The 24,710-nt window shown below is 73.7% G+C and carries 28 protein-coding genes; 17 read left to right on the top strand and 11 right to left on the bottom strand.

What is annotated here, in order from left to right:
* Positions 1–9: 9 nt before the first annotated feature.
* The 8 genes from ACMT9T_RS04370 (at position 10) to yaaA (ending at position 6,932) form a co-directional block, all read left to right on the top strand.
* Positions 10–243, top strand: coding sequence for an ATP synthase F0 subunit C (locus ACMT9T_RS04370; protein ID WP_012299262.1), 234 nt, complete (start codon positions 10–12; stop codon positions 241–243).
* An 11-nt stretch (positions 244–254) separates the two neighbouring features.
* The gene (locus tag ACMT9T_RS04365; protein WP_414744405.1) at positions 255–821 is read left to right on the top strand and encodes a F0F1 ATP synthase subunit B; all 567 of its coding nucleotides are present in this window, start codon (positions 255–257) and stop codon (positions 819–821) included.
* Positions 821–1,612 (top strand): F0F1 ATP synthase subunit delta, encoded by a 792-nt coding sequence (locus ACMT9T_RS04360; RefSeq protein WP_414744404.1) that lies wholly within the window; start codon positions 821–823, stop codon positions 1,610–1,612. The genes ACMT9T_RS04365 and ACMT9T_RS04360 overlap by 1 nt, the downstream gene beginning before the upstream one ends.
* Positions 1,613–1,667: 55 nt before the next feature.
* Positions 1,668–3,305 (top strand): F0F1 ATP synthase subunit alpha, encoded by a 1,638-nt coding sequence (atpA, locus tag ACMT9T_RS04355; RefSeq protein ID WP_414744403.1) that lies wholly within the window; start codon positions 1,668–1,670, stop codon positions 3,303–3,305.
* 49 nt (positions 3,306–3,354) lie between these two features.
* Positions 3,355–4,254, top strand: a complete 900-nt coding sequence (locus ACMT9T_RS04350; RefSeq protein ID WP_414744402.1) for a F0F1 ATP synthase subunit gamma — start codon at positions 3,355–3,357, stop codon at positions 4,252–4,254.
* A gap of 33 nt (positions 4,255–4,287) precedes the next feature.
* Positions 4,288–5,748, top strand: coding sequence for a F0F1 ATP synthase subunit beta (atpD, locus tag ACMT9T_RS04345; protein ID WP_414744401.1), 1,461 nt, complete (start codon positions 4,288–4,290; stop codon positions 5,746–5,748).
* Between the two features lies 1 nt (position 5,749).
* Entirely contained in the window at positions 5,750–6,019 is a 270-nt protein-coding gene (locus ACMT9T_RS04340) for a F0F1 ATP synthase subunit epsilon (protein ID WP_012037856.1), read from the top strand.
* A 157-nt stretch (positions 6,020–6,176) separates the two neighbouring features.
* A complete protein-coding gene (gene yaaA, locus ACMT9T_RS04335; RefSeq protein ID WP_414744400.1) occupies positions 6,177–6,932 on the top strand; it encodes a peroxide stress protein YaaA in 756 nt (251 codons plus the stop codon).
* 87 nt (positions 6,933–7,019) lie between these two features.
* On the opposite strand, the gene ACMT9T_RS04330 is transcribed toward yaaA, so the two are convergent.
* The 3 genes from ACMT9T_RS04330 to ACMT9T_RS04320 form a co-directional block, all read right to left on the bottom strand.
* Positions 7,020–7,613 carry a DNA-3-methyladenine glycosylase I gene (locus tag ACMT9T_RS04330; RefSeq protein WP_414744399.1) on the bottom strand — a complete coding sequence of 198 codons (594 nt, stop codon included), beginning with the start codon at positions 7,611–7,613 and terminating at the stop codon, positions 7,020–7,022.
* Positions 7,610–8,206 (bottom strand): methylated-DNA--[protein]-cysteine S-methyltransferase, encoded by a 597-nt coding sequence (locus tag ACMT9T_RS04325; RefSeq protein ID WP_414744398.1) that lies wholly within the window; start codon positions 8,204–8,206, stop codon positions 7,610–7,612. Before ACMT9T_RS04325 ends, ACMT9T_RS04330 begins: the two co-directional genes overlap by 4 nt.
* Positions 8,207–8,312: 106 nt before the next feature.
* Positions 8,313–8,792, bottom strand: coding sequence for an Lrp/AsnC family transcriptional regulator (locus tag ACMT9T_RS04320; protein WP_116054806.1), 480 nt, complete (start codon positions 8,790–8,792; stop codon positions 8,313–8,315).
* Between the two features lie 219 nt (positions 8,793–9,011).
* On the opposite strand from ACMT9T_RS04320, the gene ACMT9T_RS04315 reads away from it, so the two are divergent.
* Both ACMT9T_RS04315 and ACMT9T_RS04310 read left to right on the top strand, forming a co-directional pair.
* Complete coding sequence (locus tag ACMT9T_RS04315) at positions 9,012–10,058, top strand: FHA domain-containing protein (RefSeq protein WP_414744397.1); 1,047 nt, start codon at positions 9,012–9,014, stop codon at positions 10,056–10,058.
* On the top strand, positions 10,055–10,888 hold the full coding sequence (locus ACMT9T_RS04310; RefSeq protein ID WP_414744396.1) for a PP2C family protein-serine/threonine phosphatase: 834 nt from the start codon (positions 10,055–10,057) through the stop codon (positions 10,886–10,888). The genes ACMT9T_RS04315 and ACMT9T_RS04310 overlap by 4 nt, the downstream gene beginning before the upstream one ends.
* An 18-nt stretch (positions 10,889–10,906) precedes the next feature.
* On the opposite strand, the gene dapD is transcribed toward ACMT9T_RS04310, so the two are convergent.
* A complete protein-coding gene (dapD, locus tag ACMT9T_RS04305; RefSeq protein ID WP_414744395.1) occupies positions 10,907–11,893 on the bottom strand; it encodes a 2,3,4,5-tetrahydropyridine-2,6-dicarboxylate N-succinyltransferase in 987 nt (328 codons plus the stop codon).
* Positions 11,894–11,973: 80 nt separating this feature from the next.
* Here dapD and dapE point away from each other — a divergent pair, with 80 nt between their 5' ends.
* The 3 genes from dapE to ACMT9T_RS04290 all read left to right on the top strand — a co-directional run bounded on the left by dapE (position 11,974) and on the right by ACMT9T_RS04290 (position 14,606).
* A complete protein-coding gene (gene dapE, locus ACMT9T_RS04300; protein WP_414744394.1) occupies positions 11,974–13,071 on the top strand; it encodes a succinyl-diaminopimelate desuccinylase in 1,098 nt (365 codons plus the stop codon).
* Complete coding sequence (locus tag ACMT9T_RS04295; RefSeq protein WP_414744393.1) at positions 13,053–14,285, top strand: hypothetical protein; 1,233 nt, start codon at positions 13,053–13,055, stop codon at positions 14,283–14,285. Before dapE ends, ACMT9T_RS04295 begins: the two co-directional genes overlap by 19 nt.
* Positions 14,286–14,432: 147 nt before the next feature.
* A complete protein-coding gene (locus tag ACMT9T_RS04290) occupies positions 14,433–14,606 on the top strand; it encodes a DUF3117 domain-containing protein (protein ID WP_012037866.1) in 174 nt (57 codons plus the stop codon).
* A gap of 81 nt (positions 14,607–14,687) precedes the next feature.
* Here the strand turns inward: ACMT9T_RS04290 and ACMT9T_RS04285 are convergent, their stop codons facing one another.
* Entirely contained in the window at positions 14,688–15,320 is a 633-nt protein-coding gene (locus ACMT9T_RS04285; RefSeq protein WP_414744392.1) for an O-methyltransferase, read from the bottom strand.
* Between the two features lie 151 nt (positions 15,321–15,471).
* Here ACMT9T_RS04285 and ACMT9T_RS04280 point away from each other — a divergent pair, with 151 nt between their 5' ends.
* Positions 15,472–15,846 (top strand): twin-arginine translocase TatA/TatE family subunit, encoded by a 375-nt coding sequence (locus tag ACMT9T_RS04280; protein ID WP_414744391.1) that lies wholly within the window; start codon positions 15,472–15,474, stop codon positions 15,844–15,846.
* Positions 15,847–15,894: 48 nt separating this feature from the next.
* On the opposite strand, the gene ACMT9T_RS04275 is transcribed toward ACMT9T_RS04280, so the two are convergent.
* The gene (locus ACMT9T_RS04275; RefSeq protein ID WP_414744390.1) at positions 15,895–16,812 is read right to left on the bottom strand and encodes a LysR family transcriptional regulator; all 918 of its coding nucleotides are present in this window, start codon (positions 16,810–16,812) and stop codon (positions 15,895–15,897) included.
* A gap of 115 nt (positions 16,813–16,927) precedes the next feature.
* Between ACMT9T_RS04275 and ACMT9T_RS04270 the strand changes: the two genes are divergently transcribed.
* Entirely contained in the window at positions 16,928–17,050 is a 123-nt protein-coding gene (locus tag ACMT9T_RS04270; protein WP_255414062.1) for a hypothetical protein, read from the top strand.
* A 96-nt stretch (positions 17,051–17,146) separates the two neighbouring features.
* On the opposite strand, the gene ACMT9T_RS04265 is transcribed toward ACMT9T_RS04270, so the two are convergent.
* From ACMT9T_RS04265 to ACMT9T_RS04255, 3 genes are read right to left on the bottom strand one after another with little or no spacing between them, the layout of a single operon-like run.
* Positions 17,147–18,322 (bottom strand): Mrp/NBP35 family ATP-binding protein, encoded by a 1,176-nt coding sequence (locus tag ACMT9T_RS04265; protein WP_414744389.1) that lies wholly within the window; start codon positions 18,320–18,322, stop codon positions 17,147–17,149.
* Entirely contained in the window at positions 18,312–18,863 is a 552-nt protein-coding gene (locus tag ACMT9T_RS04260) for a DUF1003 domain-containing protein (protein WP_116054820.1), read from the bottom strand. Before ACMT9T_RS04260 ends, ACMT9T_RS04265 begins: the two co-directional genes overlap by 11 nt.
* On the bottom strand, positions 18,847–20,193 hold the full coding sequence (locus ACMT9T_RS04255; RefSeq protein WP_116054821.1) for a magnesium transporter MgtE N-terminal domain-containing protein: 1,347 nt from the start codon (positions 20,191–20,193) through the stop codon (positions 18,847–18,849). The genes ACMT9T_RS04260 and ACMT9T_RS04255 overlap by 17 nt, the downstream gene beginning before the upstream one ends.
* Before the next feature lie 58 nt (positions 20,194–20,251).
* Here ACMT9T_RS04255 and ACMT9T_RS04250 point away from each other — a divergent pair, with 58 nt between their 5' ends.
* Entirely contained in the window at positions 20,252–20,920 is a 669-nt protein-coding gene (locus ACMT9T_RS04250) for a general stress protein (protein WP_414744388.1), read from the top strand.
* Positions 20,921–20,947: 27 nt separating this feature from the next.
* Here ACMT9T_RS04250 and ACMT9T_RS04245 read toward each other — a convergent pair whose 3' ends face one another.
* A complete protein-coding gene (locus tag ACMT9T_RS04245; RefSeq protein ID WP_414744387.1) occupies positions 20,948–22,579 on the bottom strand; it encodes an aminopeptidase P family protein in 1,632 nt (543 codons plus the stop codon).
* Between the two features lie 52 nt (positions 22,580–22,631).
* Positions 22,632–23,657, bottom strand: a complete 1,026-nt coding sequence (locus ACMT9T_RS04240) for an endonuclease/exonuclease/phosphatase family protein (protein WP_414744386.1) — start codon at positions 23,655–23,657, stop codon at positions 22,632–22,634.
* Between the two features lie 92 nt (positions 23,658–23,749).
* On the opposite strand from ACMT9T_RS04240, the gene ACMT9T_RS04235 reads away from it, so the two are divergent.
* Positions 23,750–24,625 carry a PHP domain-containing protein gene (locus tag ACMT9T_RS04235; protein ID WP_414744385.1) on the top strand — a complete coding sequence of 292 codons (876 nt, stop codon included), beginning with the start codon at positions 23,750–23,752 and terminating at the stop codon, positions 24,623–24,625.
* Positions 24,626–24,710: the final 85 nt, after the last annotated feature.

Genomic DNA, 24,710 nt, shown 5'->3' with positions numbered 1-24,710 from the left:
GAAACCCCAGTGGACCCCATCATCACCGCCGAGATCACCGGCAACATCGCGACCGTCGGCTACGGCCTCGCAGCGATCGGCCCCGGCATCGGTGTCGGAATCGTCGCCGGCAAGACCGTCGAGGCCATGGCCCGCCAGCCCGAGATGGCCGGCAGCCTCCGCACCACGATGTTCCTCGGCATCGCGTTCTCCGAGGCGCTCGCGCTCATCGGCCTCGCGACCTACTTCATCTTCACCAACTAGGGGACACGCACATGCTCACGCCCCACAACGTGATGGCGGCAGGTGAAGAAGCGCCGAGCATCCTCCTACCCGCGGTCTACGACATCGTGTGGTCGGCGGTCGTGTTCGTCGTCCTCCTGGTCGTCATCTGGAAGTACGCGCTGCCGCGCGTCTACGCCATGCTCGACGGTCGCACCGAGGCCATCGCCGGCGGCATCGAGAAGGCCGAGCGCGCGCAGGCGGAAGCCGACGCCGCGAAGGCCGAGCTCACCGCGCAGCTCGCCGAGGCCCGTGCCGAGGCCGGTCGCATCCGCGACCAGGCCCGCGTCGACGCCACGGCGATCGCCGCGGAGATCAAGGAGCAGGCCACGGCCGACGCCGCCCGGATCACCGCGAGCGCGCAGCAGCAGATCGAGGCCGAGCGCCAGCAGGCGGTCGTCTCCCTCCGCTCGGAGGTCGGCTCGCTCGCGATCGACCTCGCGTCCGGCGTCATCGGCCAGAGCCTCGCGGACGACCAGCGCTCCACCGCGCTCGTCGACCGGTTCCTCGCCGACCTGGAGGCCAGCGAGACCGCCGGCAGGACGGGATCCGCCAGCTGATGGGCAGTGCATCGCGCGCATCGCTGGACGCGGCCCGTCGCGTCCTCGCGGAGCTCGGGGGCGTCGACCTGTCGACGGCCGGTCAGCTCCTCGGGGCCGGCCGCGCCATCGGCGGATCCACGCACCTGCTCTCCGCGCTGGCGGACACCGGCATCGCGCCGGAGGTCAAGCACAGCATCGTGGACCGGGTGTTCGGCGGCACCGTGCAGGAGCCCGCTCTCCGCGTCATCCGCGCGGTCGTCGACGGCCGCTGGTCGTCGCACGACGAGCTGCTCGCGGGCATCGAGGAGCTCGGCATCCGCGCCGTGGCCGAGTCGGCACCCGAGGGCACGCCCATCGAGGCGGAGCTGTTCACCTTCGGCCGCGCCGTCAGCACCGCCGACGGCCTCGAGCTCGCGCTCGGCGACAAGCTGGGCGACCCGGAGGCAAAGTCGACGCTCGTCCACCGTCTCCTCGACGGCCGGGCTTCGGAGCAGACCGTGGCCATCGTCGAGCAGCTCGTGCAGCAGCCCCGCGGCCGCCGCATCGGCGAGCTCGTGCGTCACGCCGCCACCCTCGTGGCCGACCAGGCGGGCCTCACCATCGCCACGGTCCGCACCGCCTCGCCCCTGTCGCCCGAGCAGTCGGAGCGCCTCGCACAGGCACTGAGCCGCCGGTACTCCCGGCGGGTCGAGCTGAACCAGGTCGTGGACCGCGACCTCGTCGGCGGCCTCCGCGTCCAGATCGGCGACGACGTCATCGACGGCAGCGTCGCCACCAGGATCAACGATTTGAGACTCCAGTTCGCCTGACCGGCGGGCGTCACCTCGGGAGCCGTCCGCTCTCGTGAATGCAAAGGGAAAGAAGATGGCAGAACTTTCGATCAGCCCCGACGAGATCCGGGACGCGCTCAAGGACTTCGTCCAGTCCTACGAGCCCGGCAAGGCCTCGACCGAAGAGGTCGGCTACGTGCTCGACGCGGGCGACGGAATCGCCCACGTGCAGGGCCTGCCCGGCGTCATGGCCAACGAGCTCATCACGTTCGCCGACGGGACCCTGGGCCTCGCCCAGAACCTCGAGGAGAGCGAGATCGGCGTCATCGTGCTCGGCGAGTTCGCCGGCATCGAGGAGGGCATGGAGGTGCGCCGCACCGGCGAGGTGCTCTCCGTCCCCGTCGGCGACGGCTACCTCGGCCGCGTCGTGGACCCGCTGGGCAACCCCATCGACGGCCAGGGCGAGATCGCCACCGAGGGCCGCCGCGCGCTCGAGCTCCAGGCGCCCGGCGTCATGCAGCGCAAGAGCGTGCACGAGCCCATGCAGACCGGCATCAAGGCCATCGACGCCATGATCCCGATCGGCCGCGGCCAGCGCCAGCTCATCATCGGCGACCGCCAGACCGGCAAGACGGCCATCGCGATCGACACGATCATCAACCAGAAGGCCAACTGGGAGTCCGGCGACACCAACAAGCAGGTGCGCTGCATCTACGTCGCCATCGGCCAGAAGGGCTCGACCATCGCCTCCGTGCGCGGCGCCCTCGAGGAGGCCGGCGCCATGGAGTACACGACCATCGTCGCGTCCCCCGCGTCCGACCCCGCCGGCTTCAAGTACCTGGCGCCCTACACCGGCTCGGCCATCGGCCAGCACTGGATGTACGGCGGCAAGCACGTCCTCATCATCTTCGACGACCTGTCCAAGCAGGCCGAGGCCTACCGCGCCGTCTCGCTCCTCCTGCGCCGCCCGCCGGGACGCGAGGCGTACCCCGGCGACGTGTTCTACCTGCACTCCCGCCTGCTCGAGCGCTGCGCCAAGCTCTCGGACGAGCTGGGCGCCGGGTCGATGACGGGCCTGCCCATCATCGAGACGAAGGCGAACGACGTCTCGGCGTACATCCCGACCAACGTGATCTCCATCACCGACGGCCAGATCTTCCTCCAGTCGGACCTGTTCAACGCGAACCAGCGTCCCGCGGTGGACGTCGGCATCTCGGTGTCCCGCGTCGGCGGCGACGCCCAGGTGAAGAGCATCAAGAAGGTCTCCGGCACGCTCAAGCTCGAGCTCGCGCAGTACCGCTCCCTCGAGGCGTTCGCGATCTTCGCGTCCGACCTCGACGCGGCCAGCCGTCGCCAGCTCGCCCGCGGCGCGCGCCTCACCGAGCTGCTCAAGCAGCCCCAGTACTCGCCGTTCCCCATCGAGGAGCAGGTCGTCTCGATCTGGGCGGGCACGAAGGGCAAGCTCGACGAGGTCCCCGTCGAGGACATCCTCCGCTTCGAGCGCGAGCTGCTCGACCACCTCCACCGCAACACGGAGGTGCTGTCGCAGCTCAAGGAGAAGAACGTCCTCACCGACGACATCACCGACGCCCTCGACAAGGCCGTGGACCAGTTCAAGCTCGAGTTCCAGACGGGCGAGGGCAAGCCGCTCGCCTCGGTGGGATCCGAGAGGTTCGAGCCCGCCAAGGCCGAGGACGTCAACCAGGAGCAGATCGTCAAGGGCAAGCGCTGACGCGCTCGCCTCACCGATCCGCCACCGACCGAGACCGATAGGGAGACTCATGGGAGCGCAACTCCGGGTCTACACGCAGAAGATCAAGTCCGCGCAGACGACGAAGAAGATCACCCGCGCGATGGAGCTGATCTCCGCGTCGCGCATCCAGAAGGCGCAGCAGCGGATGGCGGCGTCCGCGCCGTACTCCCGCGCGGTCACGCGCGCGGTCTCGGCGGTGGCGACGTTCTCCAACGTCGACCACATCCTCACGACCGAGCCCGAGAAGGTGGAGCGGGCGGCGATCGTCATCTTCGCCTCCGACCGCGGCCTCGCCGGCGCGTTCAGCTCCAGCGTCCTGAAGGAGTCGGAGCAGCTCGCCGAGCTCCTCCGCTCGCAGGGCAAGGACATCGTGTACTACCTCGTGGGCCGCAAGTCCGTGGGGTACTTCAAGTTCCGCAAGCGCTCCTCGGAGCGCATCTGGACGGGGAGCACGGAGAAGCCCGAGTTCGAGACCGCGAAGTCGATCGGCGACGCGCTCGTGGAGAAGTTCGTGACGCCGGCGTCCGAGGGCGGGGTGGACGAGATCCACATCGTCTTCAACCGCTTCGTGTCGATCGCCACGCAGAAGCCCGAGGTCGTCCGGCTGCTGCCGCTCGAGGTCGTCGAGGGGGTGGAGGCGCCCGGCGAGGGCGCCGTCCTGCCGCTCTACGAGTTCGAGCCCGAGGTGGGCGACGTGCTCGACGCGCTGCTGCCCGTCTACATCGAGAGCCGCATCTTCAACGCGATGCTGCAGTCGGCCGCCTCCGAGCACGCCGCGCGCCAGAAGGCCATGAAGTCGGCGAGCGACAACGCCGACAAGCTCGTGACCACCTACACGCGGCTGCGGAACAACGCGCGCCAGACCGAGATCACGCAGCAGATCTCCGAGATCGTCGGCGGCGCGGACGCGCTCGCCACATCCAAGTAACCCACGCTCCACGAATGAAGAAGAGAGACATCAATGACTGACACCGCCACTGCGCCGGTCGCCAGCGACAGCGTGGCCGGCGTCGGACGCATCGTCCGCGTCACCGGCCCGGTCGTGGACATCGAGTTCCCGCACGACTCGATCCCCCCGGTCTACAACGCCCTCAAGACGACGATCACCCTCGACGGGGAGTCGACGGAGATCACCCTCGAGATCGCGCTGCACCTCGGCGACGACGTCGTGCGCGCCATCGCCCTGAAGCCCACGGACGGCCTCGTCCGCGGCCAGGAGGTGCGCGACACGGGTGCCGCCATCTCGGTGCCGGTCGGCGACGTCACCAAGGGCAAGGTCTTCAACGTCACGGGCGACATCCTGAACAACGTCGGCGGCGAGCCGATCGAGATCACCGAGCGCTGGCCCATCCACCGCAAGCCCCCGATGTTCGACCAGCTGGAGTCCAAGACGCAGCTGTTCGAGACCGGCATCAAGGTCATCGACCTCCTCACCCCGTACGTGCAGGGCGGCAAGATCGGCCTGTTCGGCGGCGCGGGCGTCGGCAAGACCGTCCTCATCCAGGAGATGATCCAGCGCGTCGCGCAGGACCACGGCGGCGTATCCGTGTTCGCCGGCGTCGGCGAGCGCACGCGTGAGGGCAACGACCTCATCATGGAGATGGAGGAGGCCGGCGTCTTCGACAAGACCGCGTTGGTCTTCGGCCAGATGGACGAGCCGCCGGGAACGCGCCTGCGCGTCGCCCTGTCCGCGCTCACGATGGCGGAGTACTTCCGCGACGTGAAGAACCAGGACGTGCTGCTCTTCATCGACAACATCTTCCGCTTCACGCAGGCCGGCTCCGAGGTCTCCACGCTGCTCGGCCGCATGCCGTCCGCGGTGGGCTACCAGCCGAACCTCGCGGACGAGATGGGCGTGCTCCAGGAGCGCATCACGTCGACCCGCGGCCACAGCATCACCTCGCTGCAGGCCATCTACGTCCCCGCGGACGACTACACCGACCCGGCACCGGCCACCACGTTCGCGCACCTCGACGCGACCACGGAGCTCAGCCGCGAGATCGCCTCGCGCGGCCTCTACCCGGCCGTCGACCCGCTGACGTCCACCAGCCGCATCCTCGACCCGCGGTACCTGGGCCAGGCGCACTACGACACGGCCACCCGCGTCAAGGCGATCCTGCAGAAGAACAAGGAGCTGCAGGAGATCATCGCGATCCTCGGCGTCGACGAGCTCTCCGAGGAGGACAAGGTCACGGTGTCGCGTGCGCGCCGCATCCAGCAGTTCCTCTCGCAGAACACGTACATGGCGAAGAAGTTCACGGGCGTCGAGGGATCGACCGTCCCGCTGAAGAACACCATCGAGTCCTTCTCGAAGATCGCGGACGGCGAGTACGACCACGTCGCCGAGCAGGCGTTCTTCAACGTGGGCGACCTCGACGACGTCGACCGCCGCTGGTCCGAGATCCAGAAGGAGAACGGCTGACATGGCCCGCGCTGATCTCACGGTGACCGTGGTCTCCGCCGACCAGCAGGTCTGGTCGGGCCAGGCGTCCATGGTCGTCGCGCGCACCAGCGAGGGCGAGATCGGCATCCTCGCCGGTCACGAGCCGCTCCTGGCGATCCTCGCGACCGGCAACGTCCGCATCACGCAGGACGGCGGCGCCGTGATCACGGCCGACGCCGACGAGGGCTTCCTCTCGGTGGAGAACGACAACGTGACCGTGGTCGCGCGCAAGGCCGCACTGGTCGCGTAGCGTCACGTCCGTCCGACGGCGGACGGTCCCCTCGGGGGCCGTCCGCCGTCGTGCGTCCGGGCGGCGCGCGTGCCGCCGCAGTTCCGCCCCGCTCCGCCGTCGCTGCTCTCCCGCGATCCCGTCCTCCCTCTCCTTCCCGTCCGATCCCGGAGGTCCCGTGCTCGTCCTGCTGCCCCCGTCCGAGACGAAGCGCGACGGCGGGGCCGAGGGTTCCCGCCTGGACCTCGACCGGCTCGCGTTCCCCGAGCTGACGGCCGAGCGGCGCACGATCGTCCGCGCGGTCGCCGACCTCGCCCGGGATCCCGAGGCCGCGGCGCGCGCCCTCAAGCTCGGCCCGCGCCAGGCGGGGGAGGTGGAGCGGAACCGGCTCCTCGAGTCGTCCCCGACCATGCCGGCGCTGCTGCGCTACACGGGCGTGCTCTACGACCCCATCGGGGCGGACGCGCTGGACGCCGCGCAGCTGGCCTTCGCCGGGCGGCACGTGGCCGTGCACTCGGCTCTGCTCGGGCCCGTGATGGCGACCGATCCCGTCCCGGCGTACCGCCTCTCGCACGACAGCCGCGTGCCGGGCCTCCGGATGAAGGCGCACTGGGTCGCATCGGTGCGTCGCGCGCTGGAGGGTGTGCCGGGCCTCGTCCTCGACCTCCGCTCCGACGGGTACGCGGCGCTCGGCCCGCGACCGGGCCACGAGGACTCCGCCGTGGTGCGCGTCGTCGCCCGCGGCGCGGACGGCACCGTGCGCGCACTGAACCACTTCAACAAGAAGGCGAAGGGCGAGCTGGTCCGCACGCTGATCGAGGGCGGGCAGGACCTCGCCTCGGTCGCCGAGCTGCTCGAGTGGGCCGAGGGCGCCGGCATCGAGCTCACGCGCGGCGCGTCCGGCGAGCTCGTGCTGGTGGCTGCCTCGCACTGAGCTCTCCCCGCATCCTCCGCGGAAGCCCGCTCCCGCGAGCCCGCGAGCCCCGGAGTCCGGCTGCGTCGTGCCGCGCGCGGAGCGGTGTCAGGCGGCCCGGTGGCAGCCGACGACGTGGTCGTCGACGAGGCCCGAGGACTGCATGAGCGCGTAGACCGTCGTGGGGCCGACGAACCGCAGCCCGTGTGCCTTGAGCTCGCGGCTGAGGGCGGTGGACTCGGGCGTGACGGCGGGGATGTCGTCGGCGGTCGCGGGCCGCGGCCGCGATGCGGGGTCGGACGCGTGCGCCCAGACCAGGCGGTCGAGCGCGCCGTCCCCGCGCTCGTCGATCAGCGCCCGGACGGCCCGGGCGTTGCCGGAGGCCGCGAGGATCTTGGCGCGGTTGCGGATGATGCCCGCGTCGCCCATGAGTCGCTCCACGTCGTCCTCGTCCATCGCGGCGACGGCGTCGACGTCGAAGCCGTGGAAGACCTCGCGGAACCGGGGGCGCTTGCGGAGGATCGTGATCCACGAGAGCCCCGCCTGGAAGCCCTCGAGGCAGAGCTTCTCGAACAGCGGCCGGTCGCCGTGCAGCGGACGGCCCCACTCCTCGTCGTGGTACCTGCGGTACTCGGGATCCGCCGCGGACCACGCGCAGCGCGCCAGGCCGTCGTCGCCCACCGCGAGCGAGGCCCGGCTCATGACGGCAGCACCGATCCCTCGACGGCCAGCAACCGCACCTTCGTGGCGACGCCGTCGCCCGCGCTGAAGCCCGTGACGCGTCCGTCGGCGCCGAGCACGCGGTGGCAGGGCACCAGGATGCAGAGCCGGTTCGCCCCGACGGCGCCGCCGACCGCGCGGGCGCCGCCCGGCCGACCCGCGGCCTGCGCGAGGGCGCCGTACGTGGTGACGCCGCCGTGGGGGACGCGGAGGAGCGCCTCCCAGACCGCGACCTGGAACGGCGTCCCGGCGAGGCGGACGGGCACGTCGAACGTCTGCCGGCGGCCGGCGAACCACTCCTCGAGCTGTCGGGCGGCCTCCTGCAGCACCGGGCTGGGCCGGTCGTCGAGGTGGTCGAGCGGCAGCCGGTCCGCGGTCGCGATGGAGAGCGAGAGGATCCGGTCGCCCTCGGCGACGAGCTCGAGGCGGCCGACGGGCGACGGCACCCGCAGGAGCGCGGCCCCGGGCGGGAGGGCGCCGCGTGCGGGAGGCAGCGGCACGCGCGGGTCCGCATCGGGCACGCGGGAGGCGGTGGGAGGAGCGGGGGCGAGGGCGGGAGCGGGGGAGGGCGTCATGCCGCGACGGTACGACGGCGCGGACGGAGCCCCGGCACGGCGCGGAGGCCGGGGGGAATGGACGCGGGCGAGGCGTCGGGGGAGGAGGCGGGGAGCGGCGCCGGCGTCACCGGGAGCGCCCGTGCCCGTCCTGCGTGTGGACCTTGAGGTATACGAACGTCTCGGTGCTCACGACGCCCTCGAGCGCCCGGATCCGCGCGTTGAGGAGCTCGACGAGCTCCTCGTCGTCCTCGCACACCACCTCGGCGAGGAGGTCGAAGGTGCCCGCGGTCATCACCACGTAGTCGACCGCGGGGATGGCCGCGAGGGCGTCCGCGACCACGCGCACGTCGCCGCTCACGGTGACGCCGATCATGGCCTGCCGGGTGAGGCCGAGCTGCTGCGGGTCGGTGAGCGCCACGATGCGGATCACGCCGGCGTCGGTGAGCTTCTGCACGCGCTGCCGGACCGCCGCCTCGCTCAGCCCGACGGCCTTGCCGATCTCGGCGTACGACCGACGGCCGTCCTCGCGCAGCTGCTCGACGATGGAGCGGGAGATCGCGTCGACGGGGAGCCCGCGGGCGGAGGGGCGCTGCGGCGTGCTCATCGCACGAGCATGACAGCCCGGCGGGGGCCGGGCAACCGGATCCGCGGCGCGCGTCCCCTCCGGCGGGCCGGATGCCCCTCGATCGTCCCATGGCCGCCGACGGCGCCGCCCCTCGGCCGGGGGTCGCGCGCGCGGTAGGATCCCTCTCAGCGCGTCCGGCCGCCCGAGGCCCGGCGCCCACCGCCCCACCGGGCGCCGACCCTCGATGGAGCCGATGACGTGAGCGAGGGCTCCCACCGATCCGCTCGCGTCGGCGCGGGATCCGTCGGCGTCGCGGTCGTCACGCCCCGCGTGGTCGTCGTGCTGCCCGACGGCGCCCCGGCCCGCGTGGTCGAGGAGCTGTGGCGCGTCGCGTCGGACCCGTCCGCCGTCGCCGAGTCCCTGGTCGCGGCGCTGCCGTTGCGGGGTCCGGACGAGGTCGGGTCCTTCGCCGTGCTCGTGCACGAGGACGCGGGGCCCGACGGCGTGCGCCTCCAGATCGTGCTGCGCGGCGACGCCGTGGTGGACGCCGACGGCGGCGCCGCGGACGGCCCGCGCCGCGTGGACGCCCGCGGGGTGGTCCCCTTCTACCTGGCCGCGCTCGACCGCGTGCGCGCGTACCGCGTGGGGCACGCCGCAGCGCCCGCGTCCGTCGCCGTCCCGGGCGCGCTCCCGCTGGTGGCCGGTGCGGTGGCCGCCGACGCGGTGACGTGGCGCCTCGGCGGACAGGTCGGCGCCGACGCGGCGTCCGACGATCCCGGGAACGTGGCCGCTCCGGCGCCCGCACCCGCCGCACCCGCCGCCGAGACCGCCCTCGTCGACGACGCCGAGGCCGCCGCCCGCGTGCGGGCCACGAGCGTCCCCACCGCCGCCATCCCCGTCGCCCCCGACGAGGCCGTCGTGCGCGCGGTGCACGCCGTCCGGATCCTCCGCGACCGCGCGGTGCCCGGCACCGAGACGGGTGACGACGACGCCGAGCGCATCCCCCTCGACCCGCCGGTGATCGTGGGGCGCCGTCCGCGTCCGCCGCGCGTCGTCCGCGGCGCGGAGCCGCGGCTCGTGACGGTGCCCTCGCCGCTCGGCGAGATCTCCGGCACGCACGTGGCCATCCGACAGGAGTCCGGCGCGATCGTGGTCACCGACCTCGGATCCACCAACGGCACCGCGGTGCTGGCGCCCGGTGCCGACCGCCTCGCGCTCCGGCCGGGGGAGTCGCTCGTGGTCGTGCCCGGCACCCGCGTGGACATCGGCGACGGCGTCGTCCTCGAGATCCTGGCCGCCCGATGACCGCCATCGGCGCCGACGTCGTGGAGCGCGCCCTCGAGCTGCCCGACGGACGCACGCTCGTGCTCGGCTGGGCGTCGGCCACCGACCGCGGCCTCCGCCGCGACCACAACGAGGACAGCCACCTCGCCGCCGTCCCGTACTTCGTCGTCGCGGACGGCATGGGCGGACACGCGGCCGGCGACGTGGCGAGCGACGCCGTGATCCGCCGCCTCGCGGACGAGCAGGGCCGCGCCGAGGGCGGGTTCGCGGATCCCGAGGGCGTCGAGCCCGCGCTCGAGCTGGCCGTCGACGACATCCGCGAGGAGACCGGCGACCTCGAGCTGCACGCCGGCACGACCGTGACGGGCGCGTGCCTCACGCTCGTCTCCGACCGGCCGTACTGGGCCGTCTTCAACGTGGGGGACTCGCGCGTGTACCAGCTGCGCGGGGACGTGCTCGAGCAGGTGACGGTCGACCACTCGGTCGTGCAGGAGATGGTGGACGCCGGCCGGATCACGCGCGCGCAGGCCGACCGCCACCCCGACGGCAACATCATCACGCGCGCGGTCGGGGTCGGCGACGCGGCCGAGGCCGACTACTGGCTGCTGCCGGTGACCGCGCGCCTGCGGCTGCTGGTCTGCTCCGACGGGCTGACGAAGGAGCTGGCGGACGCCGAGATCCGCGAGCACCTGCTGCACGCGGACGACGCGGCGACGGCCGTGCGCGCCCTCGTCGAGCACGCGCTCGACAACGGCGGACGCGACAACGTGACGGCCGTCGTGGTCGACGTGCTGCGGATCGACCCGCCCGCCGACGTGCCCGCACCCCGCCGCCGGGGCCTGCGCCGCTGACCCTCCGCTCGGCCGCCGCTACGCGTGCAGGGCGTCGTTGAGGATCGAGCCGCCGCCGCGCCGCGGCACCGCCTCGACGGCGCCGGTGAGCGAGTTGCGGCGGAACAGGATCCCGGGCCGGCCCGACAGCTCGACGGCCTTCACGTGCGGCGCGGTGCCGTCGGCGGTGGGCGCCTCGCCCGCGAGCCGGACCTTGGTGCCGGCCGTCACGTAGAGCCCGGCCTCCACGACGCTGTCGTCGCCGATGGAGATGCCGACGCCCGAGTTGGCGCCGAGGAGGGCGCGCTCCCCGATGACGACGCGCTCCGTGCCGCCGCCCGAGAGCGTGCCCATGATGGAGGCGCCGCCGCCGACGTCCGAGCCGTCGCCGACGACGACGCCCTGCGAGATCCGCCCCTCGACCATCGACGCGCCGAGCGTGCCGGCGTTGAAGTTGACGAAGCCCTCGTGCATCACGGTCGTCCCGGGGGAGAGGTGCGCGCCGAGCCGCACGCGCGACGCGTCGGCGATGCGCACGCGGTCGGGCGTGACGTAGTCGAGCAGGCGCGGGAACTTGTCCACGCCGTGTGCGGCGATGCCCGCGCGCTGGAGCGACGGGCGCAGCCGGTCGAAGTCGTCGGGGTGCACGGGGCCCGCGTTCGTCCACACGACGATGGGGAGGTGGCCGAAGATCCCGTCGAGGGAGATCGTGTTCGGCGCCACGAGCAGGTGGCTGAGCAGGTGCAGGCGGAGGTAGGCGTCGGGCGTCGAGGCGGGCGCGGCCTGCAGGTCGATCTCGACGGTCACGATGTCGACCGTCACGCCGCGGCGCGGGTCGGCGACCGCGAGCTCCTCGATCCAGGCCGGCGCGATCCAGCGGTCGCGTCCCGCGGGCAGGGTGCCGAGCTCGGGCGCCGGGAACCACGTGTCGAGCACCGTGCCGTCGGAGGCGACGGTCGCGAGGCCGTAGCCCCAGGCGGATCCGGTGGCGGGCGCGGCGGACGAGGGCGAAGCGGGGGAGGCCATGCGGCCAGCGTACCGACCGCCATGGCCGGACCCGGGTCCTCCCCAGGACCGCGTCCCGCCCCCGACCTAGGATGTCGGTCATGCCGACCGAGACGCCCGCCGTGCCCGTGCTCGACCTGACCGCCGGGAGCGTCGAGGTCACCCGCGCGATCTGCGACATCGAGTCCGTCTCGGGCGACGAGGCGACCCTGGCCGACGCCATCGAGCGCGCGCTCGCCGGCTGCGCGCACCTCCAGGTGGAGCGCGACGGCGACGCGGTCATCGCCCGCACGCACCTCGGCCGCGACCGCCGCGTCGTCATCGCCGGCCACATCGACACCGTCCCGCTCAACCGCAACCTGCCCACGCGCACCGAGCACGAGGGCGGCGTCGAGTACCTCTGGGGCCGCGGCACCGTCGACATGAAGGCGGGCGTCGCCGTGCAGCTGGTGCTCGCGGCCGAGCTCGCGGATCCCGCCTACGACATCACCTGGATCTGGTACGACCACGAGGAGGTCTCCGACAGCCTCAACGGCCTCGGCCGCCTCGCGCGCACCCGCCCGGACCTCCTCGAGGGCGACTTCGCGATCCTCGGCGAGCCCACCCGCGCCGAGATCGAGGGCGGCTGCAACGGCAACCTCCGCGTCGAGGTCCGGGCGTTCGGGAAGCGCTCGCACTCGGCGCGCTCCTGGGTGGGCGAGAACGCCATCCACCGCATCGCCCCCGTGCTCGCCACCCTCGCCTCCTACGAGGCGCGCGAGGTCGAGGTCGACGGCCTGGTGTACCGCGAGGGCCTCAACGCGGTCGGCGTCTCCGGCGGCATCGCGGGCAACGTGATCCCCGACGAGGCCATGGTGCACGTCAACTACCGCTTCGCCCCCAGCCGCTCGGGCGCCGAGGCCGTGGAGCACGTGACGAGCCTCTTCCCGGGCTTCGAGGTCACGGTCGTCGACCTCGCCGAGGGCGCGCGGCCCGGCCTCGACGCCGAGATCGCGCAGCCGTTCCTCGCGGCGGTGGGCGGCGAGGCACGCCCCAAGTACGGCTGGACCGACGTGGCCCGCTTCAGCGCGCTCGGCGTCCCGGCCGTGAACTACGGCCCCGGGGATCCGCTCCTCGCCCACCACGACGACGAGCGCGTCGACGTGGCGCAGATCACGTCGTGCGAGCGCGGCCTCCGGGCGTGGCTGACCGCGCGCTGACCCGGACGGTCCGGCGCCCGGCGCCGCACGACCTGCCGGATGCCCGGTCCTCCGCCCGCGTGCCCTGGTGGGCGGCCGTCCTCGGCGTCTACCTCGCGAGCCGCGTGCTCACCACCGTGCTGATGCTCGTCTCGGCCCGCAGCCAGATCCGCAGCCCGTGGGCGCCCGCCTCGCCGTCCTACCTCCAGTTCGCGACGTTCTGGGACGCCGGCTGGTACCGCGACGTCGCCACGTCGGGCTACCCGACCGTCCTGCCCGTCGACGCCGCGGGCCACGTGCAGGTGAACGCGTGGGCGTTCATGCCCATGTACCCAGCCCTCGTGCGCGCCGTCCAGGACGCCACGGGCGTGCCGTTCGGCGTGGCGGGCGTCGCCGTCTCGGTCGTCGCCGGGGCGGGCGCGGTGCTGGTGCTGCACCGGCTGCTGGCGCGCTTCCTGTCCCCGTCGTCCGCGCTGCTGGCGGTCGTGATCGTGTGCGTCGCGCCCGTGTCGCCCATGTTCCAGGTCGCGTACGCCGAGAGCCTCCAGACGCTGCTGCTCGTCACGGCCCTGCTGCTCCTGGTCGAGCGCCGGTACCTGCTGCTCGTCCCGGTGGTCGTCGTGATGGCCTTCACCCGGCCGCTCGGTCTGGCGTTCGCGCTCGCCCTGCTGCTGCACGGCGTCCACCGCCTGGCCACCGCCCGCCGTGATCCGTTCCCCGCGGGGGAGCGCGCCCGGCTCGTCCTCGCGGCGACCTCGGCCGCGACGGCGGGCGCGGCGTGGCCCGTCGTCGCGTGGATCCGCACGGGTTCGATCAGCGCCTACACCGACACCGAGCTCTCCTGGCGGGCGGCGTACGTCGGCTACCGCCACCTCGTCCCGTTCGAGGCGTGGTTCGACGCGGGCGACTTCTGGATCGGCGGCATCGCGGGCGCGATCGCGGTCGTCCTCGTGGTGGCGGCCTTCGCGCTGATCCTCACGCGCCCGTCCGTGCGCGCCCTCGGCCCCGAGCTCCGCATCTGGCTCGCCTCCTACGGCCTCTACCTGTTCGCCGTCTTCTTCCCGCAGTCGAGCCTCTTCCGCCTGCTGCTGCCCATGATCCCGCTGGCCGGCGCGCTCGCCGTGCCGCGGTCGCGCGCCTACCGCGTCGCCGTCGTGCTCGCCATGGTCGCGGGCCAGTGGCTCTGGATCGACCTCATCTGGCGCGCCACCGTCGGCGACTGGACGCCACCGTGATCCCGTCGCGCGCACGCCGCGGGCGCCCCGGCGGCGCCCCCTCCGCAGGTCGCCCGGGGGCGCGACGGCCGTAGCACGCAGCCGCGCGTTCGTCGGGGTGCGCATCCATGCGGGATAATGGATGCACATCCACGAAAGGGGAGCCGAATGGCAGCCATGAAGCCCAGGACCGGCGACGGACCGATGGAGGCCGTGAAGGAGGGCAGGCTCATCATCGTGCGCGTGCCCTTGGAGGGAGGCGGACGACTCGTCGTCTCCGTCAACGACGCCGAAGCGAAGGAGCTTCACGACGCCCTCGCCGCGGTCACCAGCGCGAGCTAGTCCAGAGCGCATCACGCGACACCGCCCGCCCCGTCGTCGACGGGGCGGGCGGTGCTGTGTCCGGCCGACGACCCGCGGGGGTCAGCGGCCGGTCTTGGCGATCTGGAGCAGGCCGTCGCCCGCCGGGGAGAGCGCGGCGACGACGGCGCCCGAGCCCGCCGTCTCCTGCACGAGGGTGCGGAACGCGGCGGTCTGCGCGTCACGCGCGGCGGGGTTCTGCACGCGGCCGCGCCAGAGGGCGTGCGGCACGAGGACGAGGCCGCCGGTGCGCGCGAGGCGGAGGCCGTGCTCGACGTACTCGATGACCTGCGCCGGATCCGCGTCCACGAGCACCAGGTCGTAGCTCGCGTCGCTCATGCGCGGCAGCACGTCGAGCGCGCGGCCCGTGATGAGGCGCACGCGGTTGGCGGGCACCTCGGCGTCGGCGAGGATCTCGCGCGCGGCCTGCTGGTGGTCGAACTCGACGTCGATGCTGGTGAGGATCGCGCGGGGCGCGCCCCGGAAGATGCAGAGTCCGGAGACGCCGGCGCCCGTGCCGATCTCGATGACGCTCGTGGCGCGCGTCGCGGCCGCGAGGAGCGAGAGCTGCGCGCCGACGGCGGGGGAGACGGCCTCGATGCCGAGCTCCCGGGAGTGCTGGCGGGCCAGGGCGATGTGCTCGTCCTCGACGACGACGTCCTCGGCGAACTTCCACCCGGTCTCCTGGTCGGACACGCGGCACCTCCCTCTTCCGGGTCCCCAGGGTATCGGCCCGCGGGCGGTCGTCCGACCGGCGCCCTGTCCGCCGAGGACCCGGGGGACGCGCCGCGCGGACCGGACCCCGCACCCGGGCGGATATCGGGCATCGACCGACTAGCCTGTGATCATGTTCGGCCTGACGTTCGAGAAGCTGATGCTCATCGGCATCATCGCCGTGTTCCTGCTCGGCCCCGAGCGGCTGCCGGTCTACACCCAGAAGCTCGCGGATCTGGTGAAGGCGGCCCGCCGCATGGCCACCGGGGCGCGCGAGCGCATGCGCGACGAGCTGGGGCCGGAGTTCGACGAGGTCGACTGGAAGAAGCTCGACCCGCGCCAGTACGACCCGCGCCGCATCATCAAGGAGGCGCTGTTCGATGACGAGCCTGTGGTCACGAAGCCGCGCGTCCCCGTCGAGACCACGATCGCGCGTCGCCAGCGCCTGGAGCGCGAGGCCGCCGCGGCGTCCGCCCAGCCCGCGCCGTTCGACGCCGAGGCCACCTGACGCGTCCCGCCGGCGCTCGCGCCGCCGCCCTTCCCGTGATGCGGGGGATCAGGCCGTGCCGCTGAAGCGGGCGTCCACCGCGCGGGCCTCCTCGCGGAGCGCGTCGACCACCGCCCGCACCGACGGGCGCTCGGCGCGATCCGGTCGCAGCAGCACGTGCAGGTGCCGCTTCGAGGCGACCCCGGACAGCCGCTTCACCACCACGCCGTCGTGCTCGCCCGCCGTGTAGCGCGGCAGCAGCGCGATCCCGTGGCCCGACGCCACGAGCGACTCCGTGATGCGCGTGTCGCTGAACCGCTGCACCACGCGCGCGGGCGCGCCGACGGCCTGCTCGATGTCGAGGAGGATCCGGTCGAACGGCAGGCCCTGCGGCACGCCGATCCACGGCTCGCCGCTGAGGTCGGCGGGGCTGACGGACGCGCGCTGGGCGAGGCGGTGGTCCGACGGCATCGCCACGTCGAGCGGCTCGACCATGAGCGGCACGATGACGAGGCCGAGCCCGCGCCACGTGCCGGCGCCCGCGAGCGAGTGCGCGATGACGACGTCGAAGTCGGCCGTGAGGTCGGCGAACGCGCGCGACGGCGGATCCCGGTCGCTGGCGCGCAGGGTGAGGTCGGGGATGGCCGCGACGCGGTCGAGGAGCCCCGGCAGCAGCATCTGCGCGGCGGTGGGGAAGGTCGCGAGCGTGACCTCGCCCGACGGCTGGTGCCGGAAGTCCTCCCAGAGCGCCTCGGCGCGGGCGACCGCGACCGCGATGTCGGTGGCCGTCCGGGCGAGCGCGCGTCCGGCGTCGGTGAGCACGATCCCGCGTCCCGAGCGCTCGGTGAGGGGCACGCCCGCCTCCCGCTCGAGCACCTTGAGCTGCTGCGAGACGGCCGACGGCGTGCGTCCGGCGGCCCGGGCGACGGCGCCGACGCTCCCGCGGTCCGCGAGCTCGCGGAGGAGCTCGAGGCGGCGGATGTCCATGCAGTCAGGCTACACAGTGGGGCAAGGACTATGAGCTTGTCCTGAACGATGCCGGGTGGTGTCATGGTCGTGCGGCGGAATGCGCCGCCATCCGCCTTCCCGCAGGAGCACCACCATGACCGTCTTCCTCATCGCCGTCGCCGCCCTCTCCGTCTCCGCCATCGCCGGCACCGTCGTCGTCACCGCGCGCGACGGCTACCGCGCCGTGCCGACGCGCACGCACCGCAGCCACGTCTAACGAGGACGCGCAGCAGCACCCAGGAGGACGGCAGCCCGCGGGCTGCCGTCCTCCTGGCATGTCCGGGGCTCGCAGTGCGCCGCGAGGACGCGCGGCCTAGGAGACGGACAGGCCGAGCCGCCGGCCGGCGAGGCCGCGACCGCGCGAGGCCAGGTGGTCGGCGACGCGCAGGATCTGCGCGGAGGCCGGATCCTCGGGCGCCGCCAGCACGAGCGGCGCACCGGAGTCGCCTCCCTGGCGCAGCGCCACGCTCAGCGGGACGCTCGCGAGGAGCGGTACGGGCGCGTCCTGGCCGACGGACAGCCGGCGTGCGACCTCCGCGCCGCCGCCCGCCCCGAAGAGCTCGAGCACGGATCCGTCGGGCTGGGCGAACCCGGCCATGTTCTCGACGACGCCCGCGACGCGCTGGCCCGTCTGCCGCGCGACCAGGCCGCTGCGCTCGGCCACGTCGGCCGCGGCCGGTTGCGGGGTCGTGACGACCAGGACCTCCGCGTGCGGGAGGAGCTGGCCCACCGTGATCGCGACGTCGCCCGTGCCCGGCGGCAGGTCGAGCAGCAGCACGTCGAGGTCGCCGAAGAACACGTCCGTGAGGAACTGCTGGATCGTGCGGTGCAGCATCGGCCCGCGCCACGATACGGCCGTGCCGCCGGTGGCGTCCGGATCCAGGAACATGCCGATCGAGATGACCTTCACGCCGTGCGCCACGGGCGGCAGGATCATGTCGCCGACGCGCGTGGGCTGGGCCGTGCGGCCGTCGGCGTCGACGAGGCCGAGGATCCCGGGGATCGAGAAGCCGTGCACGTCGGCGTCGACGAGGCCGACCGCGAGGCCCTTGGCCGCGAGCGCGACCGCGAGGTTGGCCGTGAGCGTGGACTTGCCGACGCCGCCCTTGCCGCTCGTGACGGCGTAGACGCGCGTGAGGCTGTCGGGGCCGAAGGGGATCCCGCGCTGGGCGGCGGGACCGCGCAGCCGCTCGGTGAGGGCGCGGCGGCGCTCGGGGCTCATCACGCCGACCGTGAGCTCCAGCCGCGCGACGCCCGGCACGGCCTCGACCGTCTCGCGTACGTCGCGCTCGATGGAGGTGGCGGCCGGGCAGCCCACGATCGTGAGCGCGATGTCGACGTGCGCCACGCCGCCGTCCGCCACGCGCACGTCGGAGACCATGTCGAGCTCGGTGATGGGGCGGCGGATCTCGGGATCCACCACGCGGGCGAGCGCCCGACGGACGGCGTCCGCGGTCAGCGGCCCGGTGCCGGCGGCCTCAGCGGCCATGCGTCCTGCGGGCCCCGGACCCCTCGGCGTCGTCCGCCTCGGGGTCGTCGCGCCGGTCGAGCTCCTCGAGGAGCTGACGGAGCTCGGCGCGGATGAAGTCCTTCGAGGCGACGTCCTTCATCTGCAGGCGCAGCGACACGACCTCGCGGGCGAGGTACTCGACGTCGGCCACGTTGCGCTCGGCACGCTGCCGGTCCTGCTCGATCTGCACGCGGTCGCGGTCGTCCTGCCGGTTCTGCGCGAGGAGGATCAGCGGGGCCGCGTACGAGGCCTGCAGCGACAGGATCAGCGTCAGCGCCGTGAAGCCGAGGGCCGCGGAGTCGAAGCGCGCCGACTCGGGGCCGTAGGTGTTGTACCCGATCCAGGCGACGCAGAACAGGGTGAGGCCCACCAGGAACCACGGCGTGCCCATGCCGCGGGCGATGGACTCGGTGAAGCGGCCGAAGCGGTCGCGGCTCGGGCGGTTGCGCATCGGGAGGACGGTCGTGCGGAGCCCCTTGGGGGCGTCCAGGCGGACGTCGCGGTTACTCTGCCGTGCCACGGGGGATCCTCCGTCCTCGTCGTGGTCCTGCGGTGGGGATGGCGGCCGTGGCCGTGCCGTGGAACCGGGCGGTCGCGCGCTTGCGCGTCTCGCGTTCCGCGTCGGCGCTGCGCCAGTCGTCCGGCAGCAGGTGGTCGAGCACGTCGTCGATCGTGACGACGCCGACCAGGCGGTGGTTCTCGTCCACCACGGGCACCGAGACGAGGTTGTAGCTCGCCATGATGCGGGACACCTCGGCCGCGCTCGTGTCGGCGCGCACGGGTTCGAGCCCTTGGTCGAGCAGGGTGCCGAGGCGCTCGTGCGGCGGGTAGCGCAGCATCCGCTGGAAGTGCACCATGCCGAGGAAGCGGCCGGTGGGCGGCTCGTACGGCGGCAGCGTGACGCACACCGCGGCGCCCAGCGTGGGCGCGAGCTCGTGCCGGCGGATGAGCGCGAGGCCCTCCGCGACGGTCGCGTCGCCCGAGACGATGACGGGATCCGTGGTCATGAGGCCGCCCGCGGTGTCGGGCGCGTAGCTGAGGAGCATGCGGACGTCGTCCGCCTCCTCGGGCTGCATGAGCTCGAGCAGGGCCTCGCCGCGCTCCTCGGACAGCTGCGCGATGAGGTCGGCCGCGTCGTCCGGCTGCATCTGGTCGAGCACGTCGGCCGCGCGGTCGTCGTCGAGGGTGGCCATGATCTCCACCTGCTGCGACTCCGGCATCTCCTCGAGCACGTCGGCGAGGCGCGCGTCGGGCAGCTCCTCGGCGACCTCGAGGCGGCGGGCCTGCGGCAGGTCGAGCAGGGTGTTGGCGAGGTCGGCGGGCAGCAGGTCGGAGTAGGCGGCGAGGAACTGCGAGGCGGACTGGGCGACGCCCGCGTCCTGGAGCTCGGCGACCTCGTCCCACGTCGCGAAGATCGTGGCGCCCTTGGCGAAGGGGGAGGGGCTGGTGCGGGGACGGCGGCAGAAGAGCTGCGAGACCTCCCACTCGGCCTGCCCGGACTCCTCGATCGCGACGTCCTCGATGACCGCGGTGCCGGATCCGTCGCGCAGCCGCACGCGACGCCCGAGGACCTCGGCGATGACGCGCACCTCGCCGCCGCGCTGCTCGAAGCGGCGCAGGTTGATGAGGCCGGTCGTGATGATCTGCCCGGAGCCGATGCTCGTGACGCGCCCGATGGAGAGGAACACGCGGCGCTTGCCGGGGATCTCGACGATGAGCCCCACGACGCGCGGCGGATCGTCCTTGCGGTAGACGACGAGCACGTCGCGCACGCGCCCGACGCGGTCGCCTGCGGGGTCGAACACGCTGCACCCGGCGAGCCGGGCGACGAAGACTCGGGAGGCGCTCACAGAGTCAATCTAGTCGCTCGCCCAGCACCCGCCCGGCCCCCCGTGGAAGACTGGACGGGTGAGCAACCCCCTCCTCGGACGCCCCTCCCGCGCACGGATGCCGAAGCTGCCGACGGGCGAGCCCGTGGCCACGTACGAGACCTACGACGAGGCGCAGAAGGCCGTCGTGACGCTCGCCGAGGCGGACTTCCCGGTGACGCAGGTGAGCATCGTGGGCAACGAGCTGACGAGCGTCGAGCGCGTCACCGGCAAGCTCACCTCTGCGCGGGCGGCCGCGGCCGGCGCGGCGAGCGGCGCGTGGCTCGGCCTCTTCCTCGGACTCGTGACCTTCCTCTTCTCGCCCGTGCCGAACATCTCCTCGGTCATCGGGGCGGTCATCATCGGCGTCGGCTTCGGCGCCATCTTCGGCATCGTGAGCTACAGCATCACGCGCCGCCGCCGCGACTTCACCTCGGTGATGCAGGTCACGGCCACGAGCTACTCGGTCGTCGTGGAGCCCGACTCGCTGAACCGGGCGCGCAACGTGCTGGGCATCGGCGGGGCCGGCACGTCGGTCCACGGCGAGCCCGTCGTCACGCCGCCGCCCGCCGCGGCCCCGACGTCGCGGCCCGTCGGCCGGTACGGGGAGCGCGTGCCCGAGGCGGGCGGATCCGACGCCCCGGAGCCGACCGCGCCGCCCGCGTCCACCGATCGGCCGGTCGGCGAGCAGGGCACGCCGGGGTCCTGACCCGGCGCGACCCGCCCGCAGAAGCGGCTAGGCCCGACCCGCCATCCACGCCTCGACGTCGTCCGCCGTGCGCGGGATCCCGACGGACAGGTTCTCCGCGCCGTCGCGCGTCACGAGGATGTCGTCCTCGATGCGCACGCCGATGCCGCGGAAGCGCTCCGGCACCGTGAGGTCGTCCGGCTGGAAGTAGAGGCCCGGCTCGATGGTGAAGACCATGCCCGCCTCCACGATCCCGTCGATGTACATGTCGCGACGGGCCTGCGCGCAGTCGTGCACGTCGAGTCCGAGGTGGTGGCTCGTGCCGTGCACCATGTAGCGGCGGTGGTGCTGGTTGTCGGCCTCGAGCGCCTCCTCCGCCGTGACGGGGAGCATGCCCCAGTCGGCGGCCTTGCGCGCGATGACCTCCATGGCGGCCGCGTGCACCTCGCGGAAGCGGATCCCGGGGCGCACGATCGCGAGGGCCGCGTCGGCCGCCTCGCGCACGGCCTCGTAGACCTCGCGCTGCACGTCGGTGAAGGTGCCGGAGACGGGGAGCGTGCGGGTGATGTCGGCCGTGTAGAGGCTGTCGAGCTCGACGCCGGCGTCGATGAGGATCAGGTCGCCCGGCACGACGCGGCCGTCGTTGCGGGTCCAGTGCAGGATGCAGGCGTGCGGGCCCGACGCCGCGATGGTGTCGTAGCCCACCGCGTTGCCGTCGGCCCGGGCGCGCGCGTTGAAGACGCCCTCGACGACGCGCTCGCCGCGCGCGTGCGCCGTGACGGCGCCCATGTCGGCGATCACGTCGGAGAATCCGCGGCCCGTGGTGTCGACGGCCTCGCGCATCTGGCGGATCTCGTAGTCGTCCTTCACCAGGCGGAGCTCGCTGGCGTCGCGGGCGAGTACGGCGTCGCCGTCGGCCGCGTCGTCCTGGGAGCCCGCGTCGGCCGCCGCGGCGCGGGCGTCGTCGACGCGGGCCGCGAGCGCGGGGTCGGCCTCGCGGATCACGCGGACGGCGCCCGGGGCCGCGATGGCGGCGTCGACGTCGGCGAGCGGCGCGGTCGCGATGGCGAGGTCGGCGGCGACCTGGCGGAGCGACGGGCGCGGGCCGATCCAGAACTCGCCGATCTCGGCGTTCGCGTAGAACTCGTCGCTGTCGCGGCCGGCGCGCTCGCGGAAGTACAGGGTCGCCTCGTGCGCGGAGCCGTCGGCGGCGGATCCCGCGGCCACGGGCTCGAGCACCAGGACGGCGCCCGGCTCGCTGTCGGCGCCCCAGCCGGTGAGGTGCGCGAACGCGGAGTGGGCGCGGAAGGGGTAGTCGGTGTCGTTGCTGCGCTGCTTGAGGCGGCCCGCGGGGATCACGAGGCGCGTGCCGACGTGGAGGGCGGAGAGGCGGCGGCGGCGGTCGGCGGCGAAGGGCGCCTGCTCGCGGGCGGGCGGGTCCGCCTCCTCGCGGTCGGCCCAGCTCGTGGACACGAAGTCGCTGAACGCGGTGCTCGCGGGCGTGGTGCTGCGGTTCGAGGTGGCGCGGGGGATCGGCGCGTCCCCGGATCCGGGAGCGGGAGCCCCCGCCGGTGCGGTGACCGCGGGGGCCGCGGTCTCGGTCGTCGCGAGCGGCGCGGCCGGGTCGGCGGCGATGTCGGCTGCGGTGGTCTCGGACGCGGTGTCGGTGTTCTCGGCCATCCGTCGATCATCCCACCTGGCCGCGGGGCCACGGAGGGCAGGACGCGGCGGGTCAGCGCAGGGGCGTGAGCTGCGCGACGATCGGCCGGTGGTCGCTCCCAGCGCCGTCGCGGTCCTCGACCACGCGGAAGCCGGTGACCTGCCACCCGGGCGTCGCCATGATGTGGTCGATGGGCGTGCCGAGGAGCGCGGGGATCCCGGTGGGCCAGGTCCCGACGGCGGCGTTGCCCGAGGCGCGCGCCGCGTCCACGCACTTCCCGAGGTCGGTGACCTGGTCGCGCTCGGTGGGGCTGCCGCCGTAGCGGCTCATGTGGTCGAGGGTGGCGTTGAAGTCACCCGCGATGATCACGTTGCCCTCGTCGCACCGCTGGCCGAGCCAGGCGAGGTCGGCGCGCCAGTTGTCCATCTGCTCGGGGATGGGGGAGACCGGGTGCACGGCCATGATGACCGGCCCGTTCCCGTCGACCGGCTCCATGATGACGGTGGGCAGGACGCTCGTGGTGCCGCGCGACTCGTCGAGCCGGTAGTCGCCGTAGGCCGCGCTGATGAGGATGGTGGTGGACCGGGCCGCGGCCACGTCGTCGAAGGCGGCGGTGCGCACCCACATGGGGCGCCCGGCGTCGCGCATCATGACGGCGATCTCGGCGCCCGTCTCCTCGCGCGTCTCGGGGAGGGTGATCACGTCGGCCCCGGACTCGATCGCGAGGTCGGCCACCGCGCGGGCGCCCGTCGCGCCGCCCAGGGTGTTCCAGGAGAGCACCGTGACGTCGGCGTCCTGCGGCTCGGCGAAGGCCGTGTCGCCGAGGCCGCGCGTGGCGAGGACGGCGGAGTTCGCGCCGATGAAGGCCACCAGCAGCAGGGCCAGCCCGCCGAGGAGGCGGCGGCCGGGGCGGATCGCGAGGCAGAGGATCAGGGTCAGCACGAGCACGGCGGCCGCCGCGGCGACCAGCCCGCCGCGGATGGCGACGGCGTGGGCGACCAGGTACGTCTGCTCGAGCCCGAGGAGCTGGGGCCACGTGATGACGAGGAGCCCGGCTGCGGTGATGAGGATGACTGCTGCTCCGACGACCCGACCCATGACGCGATCCACACTATGGCGGCTCTCTGGGAGAGCGCCGCCGCGGGCGCCCGTGGGCGGGGCGGCGGGAGGCCGCCGCGTAGGATGGCGGGATGCCGGAGGAGCAGCAGGGTCCCATCGACCTGCACACGCACAGCTCCGTCTCCGACGGCACCGAGGCCCCCGCGGAGCTCGTCGCGCAGGCCGCGGCGCAGGGCCTCTCGGCCGTCGCGCTCACCGACCACGACTCGACCGCGGGCTGGTCGGAGGCCACCGACGCCGCGCTCGCGCACGGGATCACGCTCGTGCCGGGCATGGAGATGAGCACGCAGCTCGAGTACGCGAGCGTGCACGTCCTCGCGTACCTCTTCGATCCCCGCGACGCCGACCTCGCGGCCATGACCGCGCGCGTCCGCTCCGAGCGCATGACCCGCGCCGAGGCGATGGTCGGCCGCATCTCCCGCGACTACGCCCTCACCTGGGCCGACGTGCTCGCGCAGACCACGCCCGGCAGCACCATCGGCCGGCCCCACATCGCCGACGCGCTCGTCGCCCGCGGCCACGTGCCCACGCGCACGGCCGCATTCGAGAGCATCCTGCACTGGCAGGGCGGCTACTACCGGCCCCACTACGCGCCGGATCCGATCCTCGGCGTCGAGCTGATCACCGCGGCCGGCGGCCTCGCCGTCCTCGCGCACCCCGGCGCCCGCGGCCCCGAGCGCGTGCTGTCGGACTCGCGGATGACGGCGCTCGTCGCCGCGGGCCTGTTCGGGCTCGAGGTGCGGCACCGCGACAACCCGCCCGCGTCACGCGTGCGCCTCACGGAGCTCGCGGAGCGCTTCGGGCTCGAGGTGACGGGATCCAGCGACTACCACGGCGCGGGCAAGCCCAACCGGCTCGCGGAGAACACGACCGAGCCCGCCGTGCTCGCGCGCATCGTCGAGCGGGCCACGGGCTGGGCGCCGGTCGTGCCGGTGCCCGCGGCCTGAGGCGAGCCGAGCGCGTCGTCCCACGACGCGCCGCCGCATCCGCCGCACGCGGGAGAGGGGCCGCATCCGGATGGATGCGGCCCCT

This window comes from Clavibacter vidaverae (assembly GCF_047529985.1).
GTDB classification, from domain to species: domain Bacteria; phylum Actinomycetota; class Actinomycetes; order Actinomycetales; family Microbacteriaceae; genus Clavibacter; species Clavibacter nebraskensis_A.
Note: the sequence above shows the minus strand (reverse complement) of the source record. Positions and strands in the feature narration are given on the sequence as shown.